Origin of the sequence: Candidatus Enterococcus leclercqii, assembly GCF_009933135.1 — a bacterium.
GTDB lineage: Bacteria > Bacillota > Bacilli > Lactobacillales > Enterococcaceae > Enterococcus_C > Enterococcus_C leclercqii.
This window is the reverse complement of sequence record NZ_MAEH01000012.1, coordinates 45079-68946: the sequence shown is the minus strand read 5'-3', so window position 1 is coordinate 68946 and position 23868 is coordinate 45079. Positions and strand designations below refer to the sequence as shown.

Genomic DNA, 23868 nt, shown 5'->3' with positions numbered 1-23868 from the left:
GGAGGGCTAATTCAAACTTTAAAAAATCAGATGACACAGCTTTCGCACTGGTTGGAGCCGATTTCTTCATTGTCGTCAGTAAAGGTGCGGACATAATAAATGGATTTGATGCCTTTGTTAAACGCATAGTGACGCAGAATATTTAAATCACGAGTGGTTTGCTTGTTCGTGTCTGTCTTCCATTCGTAAAGACCCGCAGGAATTTCTGAACGCATGAACAAGGTCAAACTCATTCCTTGATCGATGTGTTTTTGAGCTGCGGCATAAACGTCAATCACTTTGCGCATATCCATGTCATAAGCAGACTTGTAATAAGGCAAGGTATCGTTGGACAGGTAGGCTGCAGGATAATAGATCTTACCGATTTTTTTCTCTTGGCGTTCCTCAATCATACGAGTGATTGGGTGCAGACTGGCGCTGGTATCATTGATATAAGAAATCGAACCGTTGGGTGCAACCGCCAAGCGATTTTGGTGATATAACCCATCTTTTGCGACGGCTTTTTGCAATTTGCGCCAATCTGCAGCCGTCGGAATGAAAATCCCGGCAAAAAGTTCTTTGACTTTTTGTGAACGAGGGACATGTTGACCGGCTGTATAGTCGGCAAAATAGCTGCCGTCTGCATAAGCTGATTTTTCAAAGCCGTCAAAAACAATCCCCCGCTCCCGAGCAATCAGATTGGATTCTGTCAATGTCCAATAGTTTAACAGCATAAAGTAGATATCGGTGAATTCAATAGACTCAGCCGAGCCGTATTCCATGTGGTTTTTAGCAAAATACGTGTGTAGGCCCATCGCGCCCAATCCGATGGTGTGGGCTTCCTGATTGCCTTTTTCAATAGAAGGAACCACGTCAATGTGGGAATGATCTGTCACGTAAGTCAGCGCTCGAGTCATGGCTTTAACGGAGCGGCCAAAGTCAGGACTAGCCATCAAATTCACGATATTGGTGGAACCCAGATTGCAGCTGATATCAGTGCCTAAAACCTCATATTCCTGCTTGCCATTGATGAGTGAGGGTTTTTGCACCTGTAAAATCTCAGAGCAGAGGTTACTCATGATAATCTTGCCGTCAATTGGATTGGCCCTGTTTGCGGTGTCGATGTTGACGATATAAGGGTAGCCGGATTCTTGTTGCAGTTTGGAAATTTCGTTTTCCAAATCCCGGGCTTTAATCTTCGTTTTTTTGATTCGAGGATCGGCCACCAGCTTGTCATATTCAGCAGTGATATCCAGATAAGAAAACGGCATTCCGTAGACCCGCTCTACGCTGTAAGGAGAAAATAGGTACATATCTTCGTTTTTGCGGGCAAGTTCATAGAATTTGTCCGGGACGATGACACCTAAAGACAAGGTTTTGACCCGAATCTTTTCATCGGCATTTTCCTTTTTCGCTGACAGGAAGTTAATAATATCTGGGTGGAAAACGTTCAAGTAGACGACGCCTGCTCCTTGTCGTTGCCCCAATTGGTTGGAATAGCTGAAGCTGTCTTCAAAAAGCTTCATGACTGGCATCACGCCGCTGGCTGCCCCTTCGTAACCCTTAATAGGAGCGCCTGCTTCCCGCAGATTACTCAATGTAATACCGACACCACCACCGATACGAGAAAGCTGCAAAGCACTGTTAATTCCACGACCAATAGCGTTCATGTCGTCTGTGATTTGAATCAGAAAACAAGAAACCAGTTCACCACGACGTTTACGGCCAGCATTCAGAAAAGAAGGGGTTGCCGGTTGGTAGCGTTGGTGAATCATCTCATCTGCCAATTGCAGCGCCAGCTCTTCGTTGCCTTCTGCAAAATAAAGGGCATTGACGGCGACGCGATCTTCGTAGCTTTCCAAATAATACTCTCCGTCATTGGTCTTCAAAGCGTATTGCGAATAGTACTTGTAAGCTGCCATAAACGACTTGAAGCGAAAGTTTTGAGCGGTTAAAAAATCATACAATTTTTCCAAAAATGCCGGAGTATACTGCTGCAAAAATTCAGCCTCTAAGTAGTCCTGGGCTACCAGATAAGCCAGCTTTTCATGGATATCTTTAAAGACCATTGTATTGGGAATGACATTTTCTTCAAAAAAGGCTGCCAAAGCTTCTTGGTCTTTGTTCAATGGAATCTGTCCGTGTACCGGGCGGTTGATCTCATTATTCAATTTATAATAGCTGACATCTTGCAATGTTTTTAAACTCATAGGGATCCTCCTCATTGAAACTGTGATTGCGGCCACCGCAGTTCAAGCTGGTGGGCGGTAAAAAAGGACTTGCCGACCCTGGTGGCTGGCAAATCCAAAGTGCCGAAAGTTCGTGTTTGGCATGTGTGTTAAGAAGCCAATTGGCGCAATTGATCCGGGCGGAAACCGACGATTGCAGATTCCGCACCCAAGATCACAGGAACAGTTTGAAAACCCTCCGCCTTCAAGCGGTCTACCGCCTCGGGGTGTTCGTCAATATTGATTTCAGTAAAGGCAATCTCGTTCTCTGTCAGGAAACGTTTCGCCATCTTACATTGCATGCAGTTATTTTTTGAGTAAAGGGTAATGTTCATCTGCTGATCCTCCATGTCTTCTGTTGGTATTTTCAGTATAGCGGATGACTGTAGTAAGTCAACGGTTTTGCTTTGCTCAGACACAAGATATAGTATTCGAGATTGTTATCAGTCACTACAGGTTGTGTTTGTCTGTAGGAGTATTGAGAGGTAAAAAATCATGGAATCGGTTCTTTTCGTCGAAAAATCAGTAGAAATTGAAAAGAATTATTTTGACTTTAATCAGTGACCAATTTTTAACTACCTGTTATCTCCATCAGACAGTTATAAGAAACAATCCTGCCAGCAAAGGGTCTTTTCGCCAATCATTCAAAGAAGTTGGAATACTGCCAGCTTGTTTTAACACTTACGGGATTTTTTTGAAAAATGCTGCTGAAGGGCTTTGTAAAATGAAAACGAAGTATCCGCTTTCATTCAATTAATTCCTGCGTTTTGAAGAGTTTACAACAAAGGTTCAAACAAAAAAAGTTTTCCATGTGAATTTTATTACAAATTGCAAAATCTCGTTGACTTACAAGGGAAATCCCTTTATTCTCAGAAGTAGAAAAGCATTGAGAATAATTCTCATTCGCAACGGGGAATTGCGAATGAGTCCAATAAAGTGAAAGTCGGGGGAACTATCATGGGGAATCTAACAGAAGCAATACCGCACAAAAATTATCAGGTAACCAGCATTCCTGAAGAGCCGCAAATTAAGCAACATTTGCAAAATTTGGGGCTGATTCCAGGCAGTGAAGTCATCTTGCTAAAGACGCAAGGGAAAAACGGCATCGTTCTTTTGCACAATAGCCGCATTGCTTTGGATCAAAGTATTCTTGAAAAAATCCTCGTAACGGATGCTCAGACGGAAAAAGAAATCCTTTCTCTAGATCAATTAGCCGTGGGAGATAACGGCAAAGTGGTCTCAGTCTTCGGTGAAGGTGCAGTGAAACGTCGTTTGATGGACATGGGGCTCACAAAGAATGTGCAAGTTACCGTTAAAAAATTGGCGCCATTAGGAGATCCTATCGAACTGTCTTTGCGGGGGTACTCCCTTTCTCTGCGTAAAAATGAAGCGGAGTATATTTTAGTAGAGAAGGAGGCCGCGGCATCATGATGAAAAAAAGACAGCTGCAGATTGCACTGGCAGGTAATCCCAACAGTGGAAAGACCAGCACTTTCAATAATCTAACCGGCTCTTTGCAATACGTGGGGAACTGGCCGGGTGTAACAGTGGAGCGTAAAAGCGGCAAACTGAAAAAAGACAAGAATATTACTATTCAGGATTTGCCTGGGATTTATTCCATGTCTCCTTATACACCTGAAGAAGTCGTTTCTCGTGACTACCTGTTGAGTGGTCAACCAGATGCCATTTTGAATGTTATCGACGGCTCCAATATTGAACGCAACCTTTACCTGTCCACTCAGTTGATGGAATTGGGGTTACCGATGGTAGTCGGGGTCAATATGATGGATATCGTCAAAAAGTCCGGTAAACGTATCAATCTGGAAAAATTAGCTTATGGATTGGGTGTTGAAGTTGTCGGGATGAGCGCACTTAAAAAACAAGGGCTGGATCAGGCGATTCAAAAGACTGTGGAAACTGCCGAAGCCGCGCAACTGCCTCATTATCCTTCTTATGATGATCGTTTAGAAGCTTCTATTTCTGAAATCATTGACGTTTTAGGTAACACAGTACCGGAAAAGCAAGCCCGTTATTATGCCTTGAAGCTTTTTGAAAAGGATTCGCTTGCCCAAGCACAATTGGATCTTTCCAAAATTCAGCAAAAAGACATTGCTGAAATTATCGCCATTACAGAAAAAATCTTTGGTGACACCAGCGATGCAATCTTAGTTAATGAGCGTTATGAGTTTATTGCCCGCTTGATGAAGCTATGTATGACTGACGAAGGGGATCTGCGACTGTCGGTTTCTGACCGAATCGATCAGGTGGTCACAAACCGGATTTTGGCACTGCCGATTTTTGCCTTGGTGATGTGGGGTGTGTATTATATCTCCATTCAAACGATTGGGGTAATGGGAACCGACTGGGTCAATGATGTGTTGTTCGGGGAACTGGTTCCCAATCATGTGGCGGGCTGGCTTGAGGCAGGCAATGTTGCTCCTTGGATGCAAGATCTCTTGTTGAACGGGATCATTGCCGGTGTCGGCGCGGTAATTGGTTTCTTACCACAGCTGTTGGTTTTGTTCTTCTGTTTGGCTCTTTTAGAAGACTGCGGGTATATGTCACGAATCGCCTTTGTCATGGACCGAATTTTCCGTAAGTTTGGCTTGTCAGGAAAATCATTCATTCCTATGCTGATTGCTACTGGCTGTGGGGTTCCCGGAGTCATGGCCAGTCGTACTATTGAAAATGAAAAAGACCGGCGCATGACGGCTATGATTACGACCTTTATGCCTTGTGGTGCCAAACTTCCTATCATCGCATTGATTACCGGTGCCTTTTTCCCTGAAGCTAGTTGGGTAGCTCCCTCTGCTTATTTCGTCGGAATCGCAGCTATCGTGTTGTCAGGCATTGCGTTGAAAAAGACGCGTTTGTTTTCTGGTGATCCGGCGCCATTTATTATGGAATTGCCGGCGTACCACCTGCCACAAATTCGTGGCGTCTTTCATCAGGTGGCTGATCGTGGGATGGCCTTTGTCAAAAATGCGGCAACGATTATTTTCGTTTCCAGTATCGTGATCTGGTTTACTTCTACCCACAGCTTTACGTTCCAGAGTGTGAGTGAAGACGGCAGTATTCTGGCTGCCTTTGGTCGTTTGATTGCACCACTGTTTGCGCCACTAGGCTGGGGCAATTGGCGAGAAACCGTTGGAGCTATCACCGGTTTGATCGCCAAAGAGAATGTTATCGGAACTTTTGGTGTCCTGTATGGTGGACTGGACGAAGTGGCAGAAAATGGCGCAGAAATCTGGGGCGCCTTATCAGTTGCTCTGACACCGGTAGCTGCCTATTCTTTCTTGACCTTCAACTTGCTTTGCGCACCGTGTTTTGCAGCAATCGGGGCTATTCATCGGGAAATGGGCGATATCAAGTGGACCATGCGAGCAGTCGGATACCAATGCGGGCTAGCTTATGGAGTCAGCTTGGTGATTTATCAATTCGGACATATCATCTTTGAAAACGGCACAGTTGGTATCGGAACCTTTGCAGCAGCAGCTGTTTTGGCCTTTATGATTTGGGCGGTTCTTCGTAAAGTTGATGTGAAGAAAGCTGACGGGTTTGTTTTGACATTGCCGGACGCTGTTGTAAAAGAAGGAGCGAAATAATATGTTTTGGACTATTGTTTTGAGCATTGCAATTTTTGGAGGTGCCGGGTGGGTCGTTTTCAACAAAGTCACCGGTCGTTCGTCAAAATGTGAAGAGTGTAATTGCGGCTGTAGTGTCAAAGACAACAAGTTGATGCAGCAACAAAACGCTTCAAAAAATTGAACATTGTTAAAAAGGCTGTGACAATCAACTAGTCACCGTCCTTCAAAGCGAACCTTACCAAACGTGAGTCCACAAAAGCCAAGTCCCTTCCATTGTTTAATGGAAGGGACTTGGCTTTTTAATTTAAAAAATTTAAACACAGACTTCTCTTTAAAACTGGGGGAGTGTTCTTGCTGGGGCTTTGACACGAGGGTTGTCGTATCTATTTTCTTGCATATAGTTGCTTGCTCAGTTGATGAAACCCATCAGACACAATAAGAACATGGTTGTGGTAACAATAGCAATCATAATTAATTCCAACTGTGTCGGTGTAGCGGCTAATTTTGATGGATTTCCTTGGATAACCGCAGTGTTTGGCCAATGGGTGGTAATGTATTTTTCATAAGGCATGGCCTGGGGTGTCAATGCGACAGTGACATCTTGGGAATTTTCAGCTAATTTCTTCTTCAATTCATCAAAGGTCACCACAGTCCAGTAAATGGTGGGATAGTCTCGCATCAATTGACGTAGGCTTTCATTGCTAAATGCTGCCTGGCGCTTTTCTGAGGGGAGCCCGCGGACCGTAAGCTTGGGGCCTTGTGCCACCAGATAACCGGTGGTCCGACCCAATACCATTCCCTTAGGTGCCATCATGTAAAGAAATTCATCCCGATCAGGAATTATGATCTTTAACTGCGGATTCAGATCCTTCAGTGTTTTGGCAAATCGCTCTGAGACTGGGGGCAGTGCGGCAGCTTGATAAAGGGTGAGATCAATTTTTTTCAAATCATAACCAGGAACAATCTCCCATTCATATGCCGGATAGGTGACTTTCAAATAATTCATAAGGCGAGGCAGGTACTGCTGGTCTTGCCAAGTCCATTGCAGCGCATTGTTCTGCTGGCGGCTAATGGTAACGACGATGCCTTTCATAAAAAACTCCTCCTCTGGTGATGAATGTGAAACTTACGGATTGATATAACCTTGAAATCCTATCGCTGCCAAGATCATCATATAAGTGAGGGCCCACAAGATAATCGCTGGGTCATACATATTTTCACCTTGACCATACACATTGGCTCCGCGGTTAGTTTTTATCAGGTAGCGCCAGGTTTGGATAAAGCATAGAAGGCTGTAAAAAAGAGGAATCAAAAAGCCTGATGGTTGAAAAATAATCTGGCAGATCAATGCGGTCAAAGATAAAAAGACAAAACTAGTGAGAAAGCGGTGAGCAATGAAAAATTTTGGTTTTTGTTTGTCCGGCAGCTTCTGATCCTGCAAAAGCTCATCTAAGGAAAGGTGATAGAGCTCACTGAGCAGGATCAGGTTTTCAATATCCGGCTGTCCTTTGCCATTTTCCCAGTTGGAAACACTCTGACGAGAGACAAAAATAGCTTGGGCCAACTCTTCTTGAGTCAATTGGTGTTCTAAGCGTAATTCTTTTAAGTGACGACTGATATCCATAATGAAGCACCTGCTTTCTTGAGTTCAAGTTCGAAAATACTGGCAATGGTTAGACTTTTAGTCAATGAGAGGTAAACCTGACTGAGAACAACAAAACGATGGAAAAAAGAATTTTGCTCAGGTACCTCTGATACATTCATCATAGCAGAGCTTGAGTAAAACTGAACTGATTTCTGGAATATTTCAGTGTCAAAATCAGTTGACATGGCTTTAGAGCGGGCTTTTTTGCTGCTGGATATGCTATAGTGAATGAGAGAAAACGTCCGGTTTACTATAAATCGGAATATGTTGGAGGAACCTGTTTATGAAAAAAATCATCGTTGCCATCACCGGAGCATCCGGCTCAGTCTATGCAGTGGACTTGTTGAAAAAATTGAAAAGTCGTCCCGATGTGGAAGTCCATGGAGTAGTGAGTCGCTGGGCCTGGGAAAATCTTCGTTTGGAGACGTCATTGACGCAAGAAGAAGTCATTGCCTTGATGGACGTCTATTATGAGGAAGAAAACCTAGGTGCTACAATTGCCAGTGGTTCTTTTCTTACTGACGGCATGGTTATTGTGCCGGCCAGCATGAAGACGGTAGCGGGAATTGCCCACGGTTTTTCAGAGACCTTGATTGGACGAGCGGCGGATGTCATCTTGAAAGAGCAGCGACGTCTGGTGATTGTCCCCCGGGAAACGCCGCTGAGTGTGATCCATTTGGAAAACCTTACTAAACTGGCGCGTCTGGGAGTAGTCATTGCGCCACCGATGCCGGCTTTTTACACACAGCCTCAGACGATTTCTGACCTGGTAAATCGTCAGACTGATCGGCTGCTGGATTTATTGGGATTGCCACAAGCCGATGCTGTGCGCTGGCAGGGGGAGGAAAAATGACGTTTTTACGAAAAGAATTTATGACGACTCAGGCAGAGTATACAATGGAAGCAGAAGTGACGATTATCAACGAAGATCTTGTGGTGCTCTTGACTGGTGGAGATGTCCCACATGTGGGAACTGTGACTGAAACGCTGGCTGAAGGGGTGCAGGTAAGCATATCGGCTACTAATTTTGAGTCCGAGTTTTACGCTTCGAAAAAGACGGCTACTGATTACGGTACTCTACGTTTTCCCAGTCATTCTGGACGCTTTCATAAAGACGATGTATTGGCGGAATCTTTTTTGAAAGCACTGTCCTTAGCACCAGAAAAAAAAGCTGTTGTCATCGCCGGTGTGCATGTGGACGGCATCACAAAAGAGCAGATTGCAGTTTCCTATCAAATGGCAGCCGCACTGGGGACGCAGGCGAAAAACTGGCTGACAACAGTGGCTCCTGAGACTCGTGCCCCTCGCTATTACGATTGAAAAGTAGGCACAAATGGCCTTAAAAAACCTTAACAAAAAGGGGCGATGTCAATAAAGGCGATCGTCCCTTTTTAATGAGCTCTTTTTAAAAACAGCATAAAAAGGCAAAACGCTTTCTGATAAGCGGGACTTGAGTTTGCAGCAGAAGTAACAAAAAGAAAGTTTTATTTTAGCAAGTTAGCTTTTGTCACAGCCGTTTTTGCTTGAATTAAATAATGGTGAAAAGCAGCACAGACATTTTATTTTTCGGTGGGTTAGTGTTAGAATAAGCATGTTTGTTTTTGTGATACAAACTACAAAGACTGCTGTAATGTTGAGCGCGTCCTTAAAGACGACTCAAAAGGAGAACAATACAAATGAGCACTGTTTTCAGACGGCCGTTGTTTGAGCGAATAGTGCGACGTATTCATATAGAAGGGAACTGTTTATGGCTTATAAAAATCTGCAAGAATTTATCCGCAGGCTGGAGAAAGATGGGGAATTGAAACGAGTCAAGTCACCGGTCTCAGCTGAATTGGAAATTACTGAAATCACTGATCGTGTGTCAAAAGCCCACGGACCAGCCTTGTTGTTTGAAAATGTAGTTGGTTCAGAATTTCCGGTACTAATCAATGCGATGGGGTCAGAAGAACGAATGGCATTGGGACTAGGCGTCGACAACTTGAACGAAGTCGGTGAACAGATCGCAGACTTGATCAATATGGCCAATTATGCCGGTTGGCTCAAAAGTGCGGCACAACTGCCGAAACTATCGCGGATGGCGGCGGTTTTTCCTATTAAAGTGAAAAACGGCGCTTGCCAAGAAGTGGTGATGACCGACCCTGATCTGACAAAACTGCCTATTTTGCAATGTTGGCCACAAGATGGCGGGCCATTTATCACCTTACCGCTAGTGATGACAAAAGACCCAGACACCGGTCAGCAAAACACTGGCATGTATCGGATGCAAGTATATGATAAAAAAACGACCGGGATGCATTGGCACTGGCACAAAGATGGTCGGGAAATCTATGAAAAGTATCGCAAATTAGGGGGCAAAATGCCGGTTTCAGTTGCCCTTGGTGGCGATCCTGCAATCACTTATGCAGCCACCGCACCCTTGCCGAAAATGATTGATGAAATGATGTTGGCGGGCTTTTTGCGCAAGCGACCGGTGAAAATGGTCAAATCCATCACAAATGATATCTATGTGCCGGCAGAATCTGAGTTTGTCATTGAAGGCTATGTGGATGTGACAGAGCCATTGCGAGAAGAAGGGCCTTTTGGAGATCATACAGGTTATTATTCTTTAGAAGACATGTACCCGGTATTTCATGTGACTGCCATCACCCACAAAAAGAATGCCGTGTATCCTACAACGATTGTCGGGCAGCCGCCGATGGAAGATGATTACATGGGATTGGCTACCGAGCGGGTCTTTTTACCTTTGCTGAGGATGATGGCACCTGAAATCGTGGATCTGGCCATGCCTTTTGAAGGAGTCTTTCACAACTGTGTGATTGTTTCTATTAAGAAAAAATTCCCTTATCACGCCCACAAGGTGATGAATACTTGCTGGGGAATGGGCCAGATGATGTATACCAAGATGATTGTTGTAGTAGAAGAAGATGTCGATCCTCACGATTTCTCCAAAGTTGCGTGGAAAGTCTTCAATAATATTGACGCCAAACGTGACCTGGTCATGAACGAAGGGCCGCTGGATGCCTTAGATCATTCCTCGCCAAATGCCTTTTTTGGCACACGCTTGGGAATCGATGCTACTCGGAAATGGCCCGAAGAAGGACATACCCGTCCTTGGCCAGACGATGTAACGATGGATGAGACAACGAAAAACAAAGTGACGAAACGGTGGGCTGAATATGGCCTGGATTAAAAAGTTAGGACAAAAACTGCATGCATACGGTGTGTTGGTGATGTTCCAACACACGATTTTTTCCTTTTCTTTTGGAATTGTCTCGCTGCTCTTGGCTTCTAACGGTCAATTTCACTGGCGTAAGATTCTCTTATTAGTCATCGGCCTTTTGGCGGCTAGAACTGGCGCTAATGCAATCAATCGAGTAATTGATGCTGACATCGATCAGGCCAATCCTCGAACAGCGGTGCGACAGATTCCGCAAGGGAAAATGAGTAAAAAAGAAGCGCTGTGGTTTGCGATTGCCTGCTTTATAGTCACAGTGATTGTGGCGGGCCTTTTGGGACCAGTGACACTGGCATTGTCGCCTATTGCATTGTTCTTTATGGTCTTCTACTCTTACACAAAGCGTTTTACGGCATTGTGCCACCTGGTATTGGGTTTCACTTGCGCTATGGCGCCGGCGGGAGCTTGGATTGCCATTACCAACAGTTTCTCTTGGACAGCCTTCTTTTTGTCCGGAGCCAATATGCTGTGGGTCGCAGGTTTTGATATTATTTATGGTTCACAAGATGTGGCGTTTGACCGCAGTCACGGCATCCATTCGATTCCAGCAGCTGTGGGTGTCAGAAATGGACTCTTGATTGCACGATTCTTTCATGTCATCACTTTTGGCTGTCTGGTGCTGGCAGGGATTGTGACACCGCAATTTGGCTGGATTTATTTTGTTGGCTTGGTGGTTATCGGTAGTTTACTAATCGTAGAACACAAAGTTGTGCGGCCGGACCATTTGGCACATGCAGAAATTGCTTCATACAATGTCAATGAAATCGTCAGCCTGGTCTTTTTGGTTGCCGGGGTGTTGGATGTGTTTTTATAACTTCTTGATTTATGGGTTTAACGGAAATTTGGAAATGTGGACAAAAGAATGTAAAGAAAAGGGGATTTATACAGTAATGAAAAAATGGACAAAAGCATTGGGAATTTTAACATTGGCAGTCGTGACGCTGGCGGCTTGCGGCAGTGGCGATAAAGAAAGCGACAAAACCGGAGTATCCAGCAGCGCTAAAGAAAACGAAGTCACTACTTTGACATTAGGTGTTATGCCTTCTACCGATAACATTCCATTGATTTTAGCCCATGAAAAAGGCTTTGATAAAAAACACGGTGTTGAAATCAAGCTGGAAAACTTCAAAGCAGCCAAAGACCGTGACGCAGCTTTCCAAGCCGGCAAAGTCGATGGTGTTTCTACTGACTTAGTGGCGATTGCTATTTATCAAGAAGCTGGCATGGATGTAAAAATCACAGGAAATACTTATGGCCAATTTGATTTGGTAACCGGTGACGACAGTATCCAGTCTGTTGCTGATTTGAAGGGCAAAGACGTTATTTTGTCTAAAAAGACCGGGACAGAATATGCTGTGACGAAAATGTTGGAAAAAGCGGGGCTCAAAGAATCTGATATCAATGTCAGTGAAGTGCCGCAAGTACCGACTCGTTTGGAGTTGTTGAAGAATAAACAAGCACAAGCGGCAATCCTGCCAGAACCTTTTGTAACGATGGCTGTAGCCGATGGGTTGCGGGTCTTGGATTCAACTCGTGAGATTGGAATCAATCCATTTGTTATGGGGATGCCAGCGGATGTCATTGATAAAAAAGCAGATGCTATCAAGGGGATGTATGATGCTTACAATGAGGCAGTGGATTACATCAAAGACCACGACAAATCCGATTACATCCAGCTGTTCATCGATGAAGTTGGTTTCCCGGAAACTTTGAAAGATCAAATCACTGTACCGGATTATACTCACGCAGAACAAGCAACGGATGAAGATATCACTTCAGCATTTGCATGGGCGCAAGAAAATGATTTGCTGACCAAAGATTTGAAACCGGCAGATGTCTTGTCGGATGTCTATTTCAAGTAACAGCTGAATTTGCTGATTTTCAGCAGAAACTTTGATAAAAAAATGACCTCAGCGGCCTGCATTTGTTCGGGCCGCTGTTCTTAATAACCGGCAGCGATAATCAGTCGGGGCCACAGGAGGAAACAAGACATGACACGTATGTATCAAGGACGCAACATCGAACTTTTGGCACCGGTGGGCACTTATGCAGATTTTCAACAGGTAATCCAAAGTGCCGCAGATGCCGTCTATCTTGGGGGCAAAAAATTCAACATGCGGATGCACAACCCCAAACACAATCTCACCAATGAAGAAATAGCAGCCGCAGTAGTTACTGCCCACAGTCTCGGAAAAAAAGTTTATGTGACCTTCAACAATATGATGACCAATGAGGAACTGGCGGATGCCGAAGCTTACCTGCGCTTTTTGGAAGGCGCAGGTGTTGATGCGCTGATTATTCAGGACTTTGGGGCGGTCCAATTAATCAAAGAATTGAATTTGGATTTGGAGCTGCATCTGAGTGTTATGGCTAACGTTCACAATGACGAGATGCTGGCAAGTGCCCAAGAGCTGGGAGTGACCCGCTGCGTAATCTCCCGCGAAGCTTCCCTGAAAGATGTCCAAGATTTTGTACGGGAATTTCCAGAGCTGGAGTATGAGTACTTTATCCACGGAGACATGTGTGTGGCTCATGGAGCGCAGTGTTATGCGAGTGGTGTTTATTTCGGAAAAAGTGGTAACCGGGGACTGTGTATGAAGCCTTGTCGCTGGGCCTATCAAGATCCGCAAAAAACAGAAGAAACGACTAAAGATGAGCTGATTTACCCGATGGCAGTCAAGGATATGTCTTTGTACCAACACATTCCTCAACTCATTATGTCAGGTGTAAATTCTTACAAGATTGAGGGACGGATGCGCGGAGCCGATTATCTGATTGAATTGATTAATCTTTACGGCGAAGCAATTGACCGCTTTTTAGCGGATCCAATCAGTTATCAGACGGATCAAGAAAAGGTAGCCTTTCTTGAAGAAAATCGCGTGCGAGATTTGTCGACCGCCTATGCATTTGGTAAGCCGGGTCTGAGCAATATCGCCATCGATGGAAAAAGAGAGCCCCGGGTCTTTTCCCGTCCTTTGGAAGAACCAATTATGAAAGAGCGCCGAGTGGAAAAAGTGGCGGCACATTTGCAGGAGCTGTTAGCAGCTGCCCAACAAACCAGAAAAAATGAGCAAGTTGGACTAGCAGACTCAGCGACGCTTTCCCGAAAAGCTGAGGGTGTCGAGTCTGATGCTGAGGTGAAAACCAGCGCAGCAACGGCAACTATGGCAAATCCTGCTGAACCGACAATTCCTGAAATCCGCGTGACAGTGGATAATAAGGCCTCTGCATTGGCAGCGTTGGCGTGTGGAATCGACAGTCTCTACCTTTCTGGAGAAGTTTTGGCTCCCAATCCACCATTTAGCAGACAAGATTTACAAGAAATTGCCGACTGTGCAAAAGAAAGTCAGACGCCGGTCTTTTATGTGCTGCCCCGCATGGTCAATGAGGATCAGTTTCGCCGATTAGATGGATTAGTAGCGCAATTGCCGCAATTAGGCATCGATGGTCTGCTGGTTTCCAACATTGGCGAGGTTCATCGTTATAAAAACAGTGGTCTTAAACTTCGCGGCGACTACGGCTTAAATGTGTACAATCATCTCAGCGGCTGCTTCTATCAAGCACAAGGTTTGGAATCGGTGACCCTTTCCATCGAAGCACCAGCAGCCATTGTTGCCGAAACGCCAGCTTTGATGCCCATTGCTACTGAGGTGATTGTACAAGGTGCTCCGACGCTTATGTATATGGAACACTCCTTTAAAAAAGCTGAAATCGATCGGACAGACGAAGATTGGATCGATGGCGGAAATGCCGGTGACAATCTCGACTTAATCGATGAAAACGGCTTTATCCGCAAGATTCGTGCGGACCAATATGGTAAAAACCACCTACTGCCAACGAAGGATTTTTCTTATGCGGTATTATTACCTGAGTTGCTGCAGACTGGAGCAAAAGCGCTGCGGATTGAAGGAAAAGAATACGATTCAAGCGCACTGCGCCAAGTGATTGCTATTTACAAAGAGGCCTTGCAAACACCACAAGCAGAGCTGACCCAACGAATGGCTTGGGCACAGCGTTTGGAACAAGCAACAGGGCATGAACAGAGCTTGCAAACACTTATTTTTGATTGAAGGCAGCTGCTAAAAATAAGAGGAGCAGCCCTGTCTGCCTGCTAGAGTCTCGCGTTAAAGAGAAGTTAGTTTACTACAGAGAAAGGATGAAGATGTATGAGTTATTTGGGGCCAGAAGGTGTCATTGCTAAGAAAAATGAGTATTTTGTACCTTGTATCAACCATTTTTATAAAAATCCACCGCAATTTGTCAAAGGGGAGATGCAGTATCTCTTTGATTCCACCGGTAAAAAATACTTAGACTTCTTTGCCGGTGTTTCTGTCATGAACTGCGGCCACTCCAATCCCGCCATCATCGACCCGGTGATAGAGCAGATCCACGATTTGCAGCACGTCTGCAATATCTATCTTACTGAAAATGGTGTCAACTTAGCTGAAGCGTTGGCTGAGGTAACACCAGGAAATCTGAAACGGAGCTTTTTCGTTAATTCCGGGACTGAAGCCAATGAAGGGGCTCTGCTGATGGCACAGCTGTACACCGGGGCTCACGAATTCATCGGGTTGGATTTGGGACTGCATGGCCGGACTCAGTTGACGATGAGTTTGACAGGTATTGGAATGTGGCGAACTACGGATACGCCAAATGGCGGCATTCATTTTGCCCGTAATCCTTATTTTTATCGGGATGGTCGCCGTGATGAAAATCAAACGCAAGAAGAATTTGAAGACGAATGTATCGCTGACGTGGAGCGTTTGATCCGACGCCGAACTTCTGGCAAGATTGCGGCAATGATCGTAGAGCCGATTCAAGGAAATGCCGGAATTGTGACGCCAACGCCCCATTACTTCCAAAAGCTCAAAGCATTGTTGGATCAACATGGCATCTTATTGATTGTGGATGAAGTCCAAACCGGTTTCGCCCGTACCGGAAAGATGTTTGCTATCGAAAATTTTGGTGTCGTACCGGATATTTTGACAGTTGCCAAAGCACTAGGCAATGGCTTTCCAATTGGAGCTTATATCACCACGGATGAAATTGCCGTTGCTTTTACGCGTCCTTCGGCATCTACGTTGGGGGGCAATCCGGTTTCTGCTATGGCCGGTCTGTCGGTCTTGCGCTATATCAAAGAGGCCGGGCTGATGGAAAATGCAATTGCTCGCGGGACTCAACTACGAGAAGGACTTTTAGAATTAGCTAAAAAACATCCCTTGATTGGAGATGTCCGTGGGTTAGGGCTGATGCTTGGGGCGGAAATGGTGACCGATCGCAAAACGTTGGCCCCGGCTGCCGACCAAGTGGATGAAATTTTGGAAAAGATGAAAGATCGCGGTATCATCGTAGGCAAGAACGGGGAAAATCGTAATGTCATGGCAATGCAGCCACCTCTTGTTGTCACGGAAGCCGATGTTCGCTTTTTCTTGGATAATCTGGATGACGTATTAACCGAAGTGAAATAAACGTATTTTTGAAAAGGTAATGACTATTAGACTATTAAGAGTCTTGTTATACAACCTGTTAATAAAACAAGCCGCTGCCTTCACCAAAATCTGGTGAGGGCAGCGGCTCGTTCATTGCAAAAAAAGACCTACTGGCGGGGGACCAGTAGGCAGGAGTAAAAATGAAAAAGTGTTAGGGTTTGTCTTGGAATAAGACAGGTTGTTTGTTGGTACACTGTTAATATACAATCTAATTGTGAATAAATTGTGAACAGTGTTTTGCATCCAAGTAAAGATTCTATTGCAAACTGTTTACGAAGCATTTTTTGTCGTTAAAAAGGTAAAAAAAACTGGATTTTGACAGGAGAAGTTAAAAGTAACCGCTCTTTTTTATAACCTAAAAAAACTTGGCTGCAAGGGGCTTTTTTTTACTCTTACTGCTTGCATTTTCAAAATCGGAGTGCTAACATAAGAAAGTACTTTTCTTAAGGAATTGTATACGGGCTGTTAGCTCAGTTGGTAGAGCAGCTGACTCTTAATCAGCGGGTCGCGGGTTCGAGCCCCTCACAGCCCATTGGGTGCCAAACCCACGCCATCGGTAAACTCTTGGTCTCCTCGGAGATTTCGAAAAGAGTTTACGCGGTGGTCTTTTTTTGTCTCAAAAATTTTTCGGCAGCAGGATCAACTGATCCGCTGCCGTTTTTTTATTTGTGAATGGTACTGCTCAAGTAGTATGAGAAGTTATAAGGGATTCTTACATCAAGGGAGGAACGTCGTCTTTTTTTCTGTCTAGTTGTGTGCTATAATTTATCTAGTTTTAAAAACTAGATGTAATAATCATTGAAATTCAGAAGGTGATGCGAAGTGGAAACAATGACCGCAAAATTGGAAGAATGGGGCACTGAGATGGCTCTCGCTCGTCTGCCTCGTTGGTCAGAGCTGCCGGACTTAGAGCTGTATATGGATCAGGTGATTAATTTAGTAGATGTGTATCTGACTCCTTTTATCAAGCCGGAAAAGCACAATCTGCTGACCAAATCCATGGTGAACAATTATGTGAAGTTAGGCATGATTCCGGCGCCTAAAAAGAAACGTTATACAAAGACTCATGTGGCATTTTTGATTGCCATTACCACCTTGAAACAGGTACTGACTATCAACGAAATCAAAGAAGGAATTTTATTTCAAGGAAAAGTGGATGGGATTCAGCAAGCCTATGATTTATTTTGCCAGGAAACCGAATCAGCAGTTGGTCGGATCGCTTCTTTGGCACAAGGCAAAACACTTGCTGAAACGGACGTTGTGATTCCAGTCCGATACTTGGCAGTGCGCTCGGCTACTTTGTCATTTGCCAACAAACTGTTAGCCGAAAAAGCCATCCAGTTGGAGATTGATTATTTGCAGGAAGCATAAATTTTTGATGATAAGGAGCTTACTTTTATGAATAAAGAAAAAATCGCCGTGTTAGCGGACTCCGGAAGCGACGTACCACAGGATTTTGCAGCAGCCCATCAGGTGTTCACGCTGCCTTTGAAGGTCATTTATCCGGAGAGAGAATACATCGATAAGCTGGAGATTACTACTGATGAAGTAATTGCTCGCATGCCCGGCGAGATTCCTTCCACCTCATTGCCAGATGGTCAGGCAATCCTAGCGATTTTTGATGAGATTAAAGCAGCCGGCTATAAAAAGGTAATCGCGGTGACTATTTCTAGCGGTCTTTCGGGAACCAACAACATGGTTCGCTTGATGGCCGAAGAGTATCCAGCATTGGAGATTTTTGTATTGGATACGAAAAATATCGGGATTGCTTCGGGTTTGCAGGCGATTCGCGCAGTAGAGCTGATTGAAGCTGGGGAGACCTTTGAAACTATCTGCAAAAATTTGACAAAAGAAGTTTTACAAAACAAAGTCTTCTTCAATGTTGCGACCTTAGAATATTTGCAAAAAGGTGGTCGGATTGGCATGGTGACGGCTCTTTTAGGAACGGCTTTAAAATTGAACCCGATTATTTCTTGTAACGAGGAGGGCGTTTATTATACTGTAGCCAAAGCCCGGGGAAGAGCCAAAAGTTTGGCAAAATCACTGGAACTGGTCAAACAGTTTGCTGCCAGCCATAAAAAATACCGCTTAGCCGTAGCCCACGCTGGTGCTGAAAATGAAGCCCGAGAGATGGCTCGACTGTTAAAAGACATGCTGCCTAATGCTGTGGAAGAGGTCTTGTTTGGGGAAATCTCACCGGCATTAGTCGTCCACACTGGCCCACAACTTCTAGGTGTCGGTGTACAGGTCTTAGATTAGCCTTTGGTGACTGGCGGTTTTCCGGAAATGGCCCTTCCTCCTAAAAGCTGCTTTTGCTCAGCCTTATGATGAAAAAGTGGCAGGAGAAAAGAAGTTAGTCAGCACCGAAAGAAAAACGCGTCAAAGAAGATAGGAAAAAGAAACGGGGCTGTGAGGATAGTTCTGTCAGCCTCCTCTTAAGCGAACACTACCAAACGTGAGAACCCAGAAGCCAAGTCCCTTCCATTTGAAAAAGTGGAAGAGACTTGGCTTTTTATTGTTAAAAATTTCAAGCACAGCCTTTTCTTGATTTCATTAAGTTAAACCAGTGTCATTCACTTCTGCATTAAAGTGGCCGAGGCGTTTCAGACAGTTAGTGGGGGCCAAAAGCAATAGTGTCGCTCGTTCACTAACGGATCGTCCGACACTGAAAAAATGAAAAACGTCGGTATTTTAAGAATTCGTTGCGAAGGACTGAGGGTTTTTGGGCTTTTAATGAAAACCCTGTGAAAATAAGGTATAATGGCAAGGACGAACCAGAGCGTGCTTGAAAACATCAAAGTCACTTGCTTTAGATTTTTTGAATCGGTGGTTTAAGGTTTTCCCAATGAGTAGCAGGAGCAGAGCTTTGGCTTTTATTGCCAAGGAAAAGCAACAGATTGCCGATGTTTTCAAGCGTGTTCTGACAGAACAGTAAAGTAAGAAGAGGTGTTCTTTTTGAAAAAAATTCTAGTAGTCGATGATGAGAAACCAATCTCCGATATCGTAAAGTTCAATCTATCCAAAGAGGGCTATGACGTTTATACCGCCTATGATGGTGAGGAAGCGTTGGAAAAGGTCAAAGAAGTGGAACCAGATTTGATTTTGTTAGATCTGATGTTACCTAAGATTGACGGCCTTGAAGTGGCTCGGGAAGTCCGTAAAAATTATGACATGCCCATCATCATGGTGACTGCCAAAGATTCTGAAATCGATAAAGTGCTGGGCTTAGAACTGGGGGCCGATGACTATGTCACCAAACCATTTTCCAACCGAGAATTAGTAGCCCGTGTCAAAGCCAACCTTCGTCGGGGTTCCCAAGCGGCTAAAGAAGCCGAAGAGCCAGCGACTACCGATTTGACCATCGGGGATTTGACCATCTTACCTGATGCCTACATGGTGACTAAAAATGGTGCTGCAATCGAGTTGACTCACCGGGAGTTTGAATTGCTTCATTATTTGGCGAAGCATTTGGGACAGGTCATGACTCGTGAGCATCTGTTGCAAACAGTCTGGGGGTATGATTATTTCGGTGATGTACGGACAGTGGATGTGACTGTTCGCCGCTTACGGGAAAAAATCGAAGACAACCCCAGCCACCCTAACTATCTGGTAACTCGTCGCGGTGTCGGTTATTACCTGCGAAATCCGGAACAGGAGTAAACTCTCAATGAAAAAGAAAGTTCGCTTTTTTCAATCGGTGAACTTTAAAATCGCCCTGGCATTTATCTTGATCCTGTTGATTTCGATCGAGATTATCGGGGCGTATTTTATTCGCGGATTGGAACGCAATACCATCAAGACATTCACTGACAATATGAAAGACCAGGCTTCCCGAGTGGCACCGGAATTTGCCAATGATATCACGCAAAAAAACGGCGAAGAAGCTACCGGTGATGAATTGTCCAATATCCAGTTGCGGCTGGAAAACAGCGTTTCTACCGACGTGCTAGAAATGCGGGTGGTGGATGCTAACGGGATCGTTTTGGGAGCCACACCTTTGACCGACAAATCCCTTATCGGCAAGAAAAATGACTATCGTGACATCAATGACTTAGCCTTTGTCGCTAAAACAGCATACGATGAGGTCACGAATAAACGGGTCTATATTGTAGTTCAACCTATTCAATCAGCCACTGGAGACACTGTGATCGGGGCCTTGTTTATGAAAAGCGACATTGAAGGCCGCTATGAGGAAATCCACGAAACGGCGTTAATCTTTGTATTTGCTTCTTTGATTGCGGCGGGGATTTCGATTGTTGTTGCGGTATTGGTTTCCCGCTCCATTACACAACCTATTGTTGAAATGCGGGAGCAGGCGCTGCGTATTGCTCGGGGAGATTACAGTCGGCGGGTGACGGTTTACGGTCGAGATGAGCTGGGACAGTTGGCGGAAACCTTCAATCAGTTGGGGGATCGAATTGCCGAGACGCAAGACGCCATGGAGTCCGAGCGAAACCGCTTGGACAGTGTATTGTCCCATATGACCGATGGAGTCATCGCCACCGATCGCCGAGGCAAGGTGATCACCATCAATGAAATGGCGTTAACTCTGTTGAATGTCAAACGAGAAGAAGTCATCGGTGAATCGATTTTGGAACTGTTAGAAATCGATGAAGACTATACGCTGCGTAAGCTATTGGAAGATCCTGATGAAATGCTGATTGAACGAGAAAATCCATATCGGGGTCTGGTAATCTTGCGAACAGACTTTTCAATGATTCGCCGGGAATCCGGATTTATTTCCGGTTTGGTTGCTGTTATGCACGATGTGACTGAACAAGAAAAAACTGAGCAGGAGCGCCGCGATTTCGTATCCAACGTGTCCCATGAATTGCGGACACCATTGACCAGCATGCGCAGCTATATCGAAGCGCTGAGTGAAGGGGCATGGAAGGACGAAGAAATCGCACCAAACTTTTTAAAGGTAACCTTAGATGAGACAGATCGCATGATTCGTATGATCAATGATCTGTTGGACCTTTCTCGAATGGATAGCGGCAAAGCGGTGCTGCAACTGGAATATGTCAACTTTAATGAGTTGGTGAATTTTGTTTTGGATCGCTTTGATATGATCGTCGACAACCAAGACGTTCGGAAAAAATACCGTATTCGCCGGGATTTCACGAAGCGGGATTTGTGGGCCGAAGTCGATACGGACAAAATCATTCAGGTGATAGACAACATCATGAACAACGCTATCAAGTATTCTCCCGATGGTGGGACAATTACGGTGCGTCTGTCAGAGACCCACAACAATATCGTCTTAAGTGTCACTGACCAAGGTCTGGGAATTCCTAAAAAAGATCTGGGTCGCGTCTTTGACCGCTTCTATCGAGTGGACAAAGCCCGCGCTCGTAAGCAGGGGGGGACCGGGTTGGGTCTAGCCATTTCCAAAGAAGTGGTGAAGGCACATGGTGGTAACATCTGGGTAGAAAGCCAAGAAGGCCGCGGCTCCACTTTTTATATCACACTGCCTTACGAACCTTATGAGGAGGATTGGTGGGAATGAAAGTATCCGAAAAAATCATTCGTTACGGCTTGATTGCTTTGTTGGCGTTGAGTCTGTACCTCTCTTATAAAATCTGGTTAAGCCCCAATGCTCGTACCTATCTTGGTGATAACCAGGCGACGGTGGTGGCCAATGCGTCCAATGTGCGTAAAGCCGACGAAGTTTTTCTACCCACACGATTGGTTTGGGTCAAGAGTCCAGAAGACATCAAAATGCTCTCGTCGGAAAATGCCATCAGTAAAATCCACGAATCGGTAATTAAGGGACGTTACGGAGAAGTCAGTGGCACGACTTACGATGACGACCAAGCTTTTTTGGAGGCGGCTGACATTCGTCATGGAGTCGAGATGAGCTATTTTGGATCGTTTCAACTTTACGAATATGCCAAAATGTTCAATCTAAAAATCGACTTAAAGGGGATTGCTGATGGAAAAGATGTCTACTTTACCAAAGTACAGTGGGATTTTGACAACAGCCGCATCCGTTTTATCAATACCAGAAGGCATCAAATCTATGAAGCGTCTATGACAATGGAATTGGATCCTGTAGAGCAGAAATTGCAGCAATTGGATGAAGCGTGGATGCCTATGACTGCCGAAAATCGGTTGTCCAGTCTGCAATACAATACTAGCGAGAAAGTGAAACTGAAACTTTACAGTTATATTGCTTCTACTCAAACGTATACGGTTTTCCGAAATGCCTTTTTCCAAGATCCAGAAAATGTCAAAAGTAGTGAAGAAAGTCGTGATACCGTATTGTATGGTGGTTCAGAAACGATGCACGTTCAAGAGAACCGTCAAATCGTGGAATTTCAAGGACAGTTAGAGACAACAACAGAGGGCGAAGAAGACATTTATGATCGTAGTTATGGTTATATCAGTCGTTTAGGGACGGGGATTGGTTATTTGCGTTTCTTTGATCGGGACAAAGATGGCATCACTTACCGCACCTTTATCGAGGGCTTTCCGGTGTTTGGTGATGCCTATCAAGGGGAAGTAACCTTTGACATTCGTGACAGTGGAACTGGTGTGCCACAAGTGGATATTCACAGCAGTTTAAACACGATTCAAATCCCGATTCCATCAGATGAGACGGTTGAACTGGCCTCCAGCAGTGAAGTGATTGCCGAGCTGACAGCAAAGGGCGCTCAGACAGACCTTTGGCAAACAATGGTTATCGGTTATCAGCGACAAGATGTCAAAAATGCAGACGGTATTGTGGATATGGTGCCTACCTGGTATATCAAGTATGATGACAACTGGTATTCTTATCAACAGCTGCTAGATCACTTGGCACAAAAGGAGGGAGCTTGATTGGATTTTAAACGAATCGAATGGATCTTCTTTCTAGCTTTTCTAGGGGTAAATATCTTTCTCTTGAGTATTTATCGTTCTGCAAGAACTGAAGAAAACAGTGTGTCCGCCTCCAATCAAAAGATTGCAATCGAACAACGATTAAAAGCTGATGACATCAAATATAGTGGTGAGCTATCTACAAAAAAGGCGGAAGGCTATTATCTCAGTGGAGAACCGACCGACATGCAAAAAGCAATTCAGGACTATCGCGATCAGCTTGACGACAGTACAGCTTTTCGCTTAGGGATCAAAGTTGATGATAACCAATTGATCCGCAATGTTTCTGAAGGCTTTAATATCACTGATGATGGCAAAACTGCCGAGACGTTAGCCAAATTTTTGAGTCAGGAGGGCGAAGTTCTTTATGGAAAAGAGTACCAATATCTGCCGTACCTCTCGTTTCAAGACAAAGAGTATCCGTCAATTGTGGCTGCTCAGAGTTTTGAAGGAATCCCTTTTAATGATGCTTCCAGCCGACTGGACATCACCTTGGAAAACACCGATGATCTCTTAAAAATCACCCGCTACACACAAACCCACATCGGCAAAATTGAAAAGCTGCGGGACAAAGTCAATCTATACACTGAGCGGGATGCGATTGATACTTTGTATATCAATAATCGAATCCCACCCAAATCTACTATCGTTTGGCGGCAACTCGTTTACACACTGAGCCTGCAGTTTAGAGGAACCAATGTGTATATTCCTGCGTGGTTCATTGCTATCGACACTGGTAGCAGTCTGCAGGTGGAGAAGGTTAACGCCATCACCAATCGGGTCTTTACCAACAATCCCGTTCAAAAGGTGGAAAAAAATTGACGATGGCCTTATAATGGAA

Annotated in this window: 20 protein-coding genes and 1 tRNA gene; 17 read left to right on the top strand and 4 right to left on the bottom strand. The window is 44.7% G+C overall.

The genetic code is table 11. The annotated features are described in order from the left end of the window. Nucleotides 1-26: 26 nt before the first annotated feature. Both nrdE and nrdH read right to left on the bottom strand, forming a co-directional pair. Nucleotides 27-2189 (bottom strand): class 1b ribonucleoside-diphosphate reductase subunit alpha, encoded by a 2163-nt coding sequence (gene nrdE, locus BAU14_RS05715; protein WP_161899127.1) that lies wholly within the window; start codon nt 2187-2189, stop codon nt 27-29. Nucleotides 2190-2317: 128 nt separating this feature from the next. Further along, entirely contained in the window at nt 2318-2542 is a 225-nt protein-coding gene (gene nrdH / locus BAU14_RS05710) for a glutaredoxin-like protein NrdH (protein ID WP_161899126.1), read from the bottom strand. Between the two features lie 622 nt (nt 2543-3164). Here nrdH and BAU14_RS05705 point away from each other — a divergent pair. From BAU14_RS05705 to BAU14_RS05695, 3 genes are read left to right on the top strand one after another with little or no spacing between them, the layout of a single operon-like run. Then, entirely contained in the window at nt 3165-3638 is a 474-nt protein-coding gene (locus tag BAU14_RS05705; RefSeq protein WP_161899125.1) for a FeoA family protein, read from the top strand. Beyond that, a complete protein-coding gene (feoB, locus tag BAU14_RS05700; RefSeq protein WP_161899246.1) occupies nt 3638-5812 on the top strand; it encodes a ferrous iron transport protein B in 2175 nt (724 codons plus the stop codon). Before BAU14_RS05705 ends, feoB begins: the two co-directional genes overlap by 1 nt. 1 nt (nt 5813) lies before the next feature. After that, the gene (locus BAU14_RS05695) at nt 5814-5975 is read left to right on the top strand and encodes a FeoB-associated Cys-rich membrane protein (RefSeq protein WP_161899124.1); all 162 of its coding nucleotides are present in this window, start codon (nt 5814-5816) and stop codon (nt 5973-5975) included. A gap of 228 nt (nt 5976-6203) precedes the next feature. On the opposite strand, the gene BAU14_RS05690 is transcribed toward BAU14_RS05695, so the two are convergent. Continuing rightward, nucleotides 6204-6887 carry a hypothetical protein gene (locus BAU14_RS05690; RefSeq protein ID WP_161899123.1) on the bottom strand — a complete coding sequence of 228 codons (684 nt, stop codon included), beginning with the start codon at nt 6885-6887 and terminating at the stop codon, nt 6204-6206. A gap of 33 nt (nt 6888-6920) precedes the next feature. After that, nucleotides 6921-7418: a helix-turn-helix transcriptional regulator gene (locus tag BAU14_RS05685; RefSeq protein WP_161899122.1), complete on the bottom strand. Its 498-nt coding sequence runs from the start codon at nt 7416-7418 to the stop codon at nt 6921-6923. A 304-nt stretch (nt 7419-7722) separates the two neighbouring features. Between BAU14_RS05685 and BAU14_RS05680 the strand changes: the two genes are divergently transcribed. The 14 genes from BAU14_RS05680 to BAU14_RS05615 all read left to right on the top strand — a co-directional run bounded on the left by BAU14_RS05680 (nt 7723) and on the right by BAU14_RS05615 (nt 23849). Continuing rightward, nucleotides 7723-8292, top strand: coding sequence for a UbiX family flavin prenyltransferase (locus BAU14_RS05680; protein WP_161899121.1), 570 nt, complete (start codon nt 7723-7725; stop codon nt 8290-8292). Beyond that, nucleotides 8289-8759, top strand: a complete 471-nt coding sequence (locus tag BAU14_RS05675) for an amino acid decarboxylase (RefSeq protein WP_237580423.1) — start codon at nt 8289-8291, stop codon at nt 8757-8759. Before BAU14_RS05680 ends, BAU14_RS05675 begins: the two co-directional genes overlap by 4 nt. Before the next feature lie 427 nt (nt 8760-9186). After that, nucleotides 9187-10632 (top strand): menaquinone biosynthesis decarboxylase, encoded by a 1446-nt coding sequence (locus BAU14_RS05670; RefSeq protein ID WP_161899120.1) that lies wholly within the window; start codon nt 9187-9189, stop codon nt 10630-10632. Then, the gene (locus BAU14_RS05665; protein ID WP_161899119.1) at nt 10619-11491 is read left to right on the top strand and encodes a 4-hydroxybenzoate octaprenyltransferase; all 873 of its coding nucleotides are present in this window, start codon (nt 10619-10621) and stop codon (nt 11489-11491) included. The genes BAU14_RS05670 and BAU14_RS05665 overlap by 14 nt, the downstream gene beginning before the upstream one ends. A gap of 76 nt (nt 11492-11567) precedes the next feature. Next, complete coding sequence (locus BAU14_RS05660; protein ID WP_161899118.1) at nt 11568-12539, top strand: ABC transporter substrate-binding protein; 972 nt, start codon at nt 11568-11570, stop codon at nt 12537-12539. A 129-nt stretch (nt 12540-12668) separates the two neighbouring features. Next, nucleotides 12669-14747, top strand: a complete 2079-nt coding sequence (locus tag BAU14_RS05655; RefSeq protein ID WP_161899117.1) for a peptidase U32 family protein — start codon at nt 12669-12671, stop codon at nt 14745-14747. Between the two features lie 96 nt (nt 14748-14843). Then, complete coding sequence (locus tag BAU14_RS05650; protein ID WP_161899116.1) at nt 14844-16145, top strand: aspartate aminotransferase family protein; 1302 nt, start codon at nt 14844-14846, stop codon at nt 16143-16145. Nucleotides 16146-16625: 480 nt separating this feature from the next. Next, a tRNA-Lys gene (locus BAU14_RS05645) sits at nt 16626-16698 on the top strand. A gap of 299 nt (nt 16699-16997) precedes the next feature. Next, nucleotides 16998-17537 (top strand): DUF1836 domain-containing protein, encoded by a 540-nt coding sequence (locus BAU14_RS05640; protein WP_161899244.1) that lies wholly within the window; start codon nt 16998-17000, stop codon nt 17535-17537. Between the two features lie 27 nt (nt 17538-17564). Next, nucleotides 17565-18425, top strand: coding sequence for a DegV family protein (locus BAU14_RS05635; protein WP_161899115.1), 861 nt, complete (start codon nt 17565-17567; stop codon nt 18423-18425). 696 nt (nt 18426-19121) lie between these two features. After that, the gene (yycF, locus tag BAU14_RS05630; RefSeq protein ID WP_161899114.1) at nt 19122-19826 is read left to right on the top strand and encodes a response regulator YycF; all 705 of its coding nucleotides are present in this window, start codon (nt 19122-19124) and stop codon (nt 19824-19826) included. 7 nt (nt 19827-19833) lie between these two features. Beyond that, a complete protein-coding gene (walK, locus tag BAU14_RS05625) occupies nt 19834-21675 on the top strand; it encodes a cell wall metabolism sensor histidine kinase WalK (RefSeq protein WP_161899113.1) in 1842 nt (613 codons plus the stop codon). Then, nucleotides 21672-22988: a YycH family regulatory protein gene (locus BAU14_RS05620; RefSeq protein ID WP_161899112.1), complete on the top strand. Its 1317-nt coding sequence runs from the start codon at nt 21672-21674 to the stop codon at nt 22986-22988. Before walK ends, BAU14_RS05620 begins: the two co-directional genes overlap by 4 nt. Continuing rightward, a complete protein-coding gene (locus BAU14_RS05615; RefSeq protein ID WP_161899111.1) occupies nt 22989-23849 on the top strand; it encodes a two-component system regulatory protein YycI in 861 nt (286 codons plus the stop codon). Nucleotides 23850-23868 lie beyond the last annotated feature (19 nt).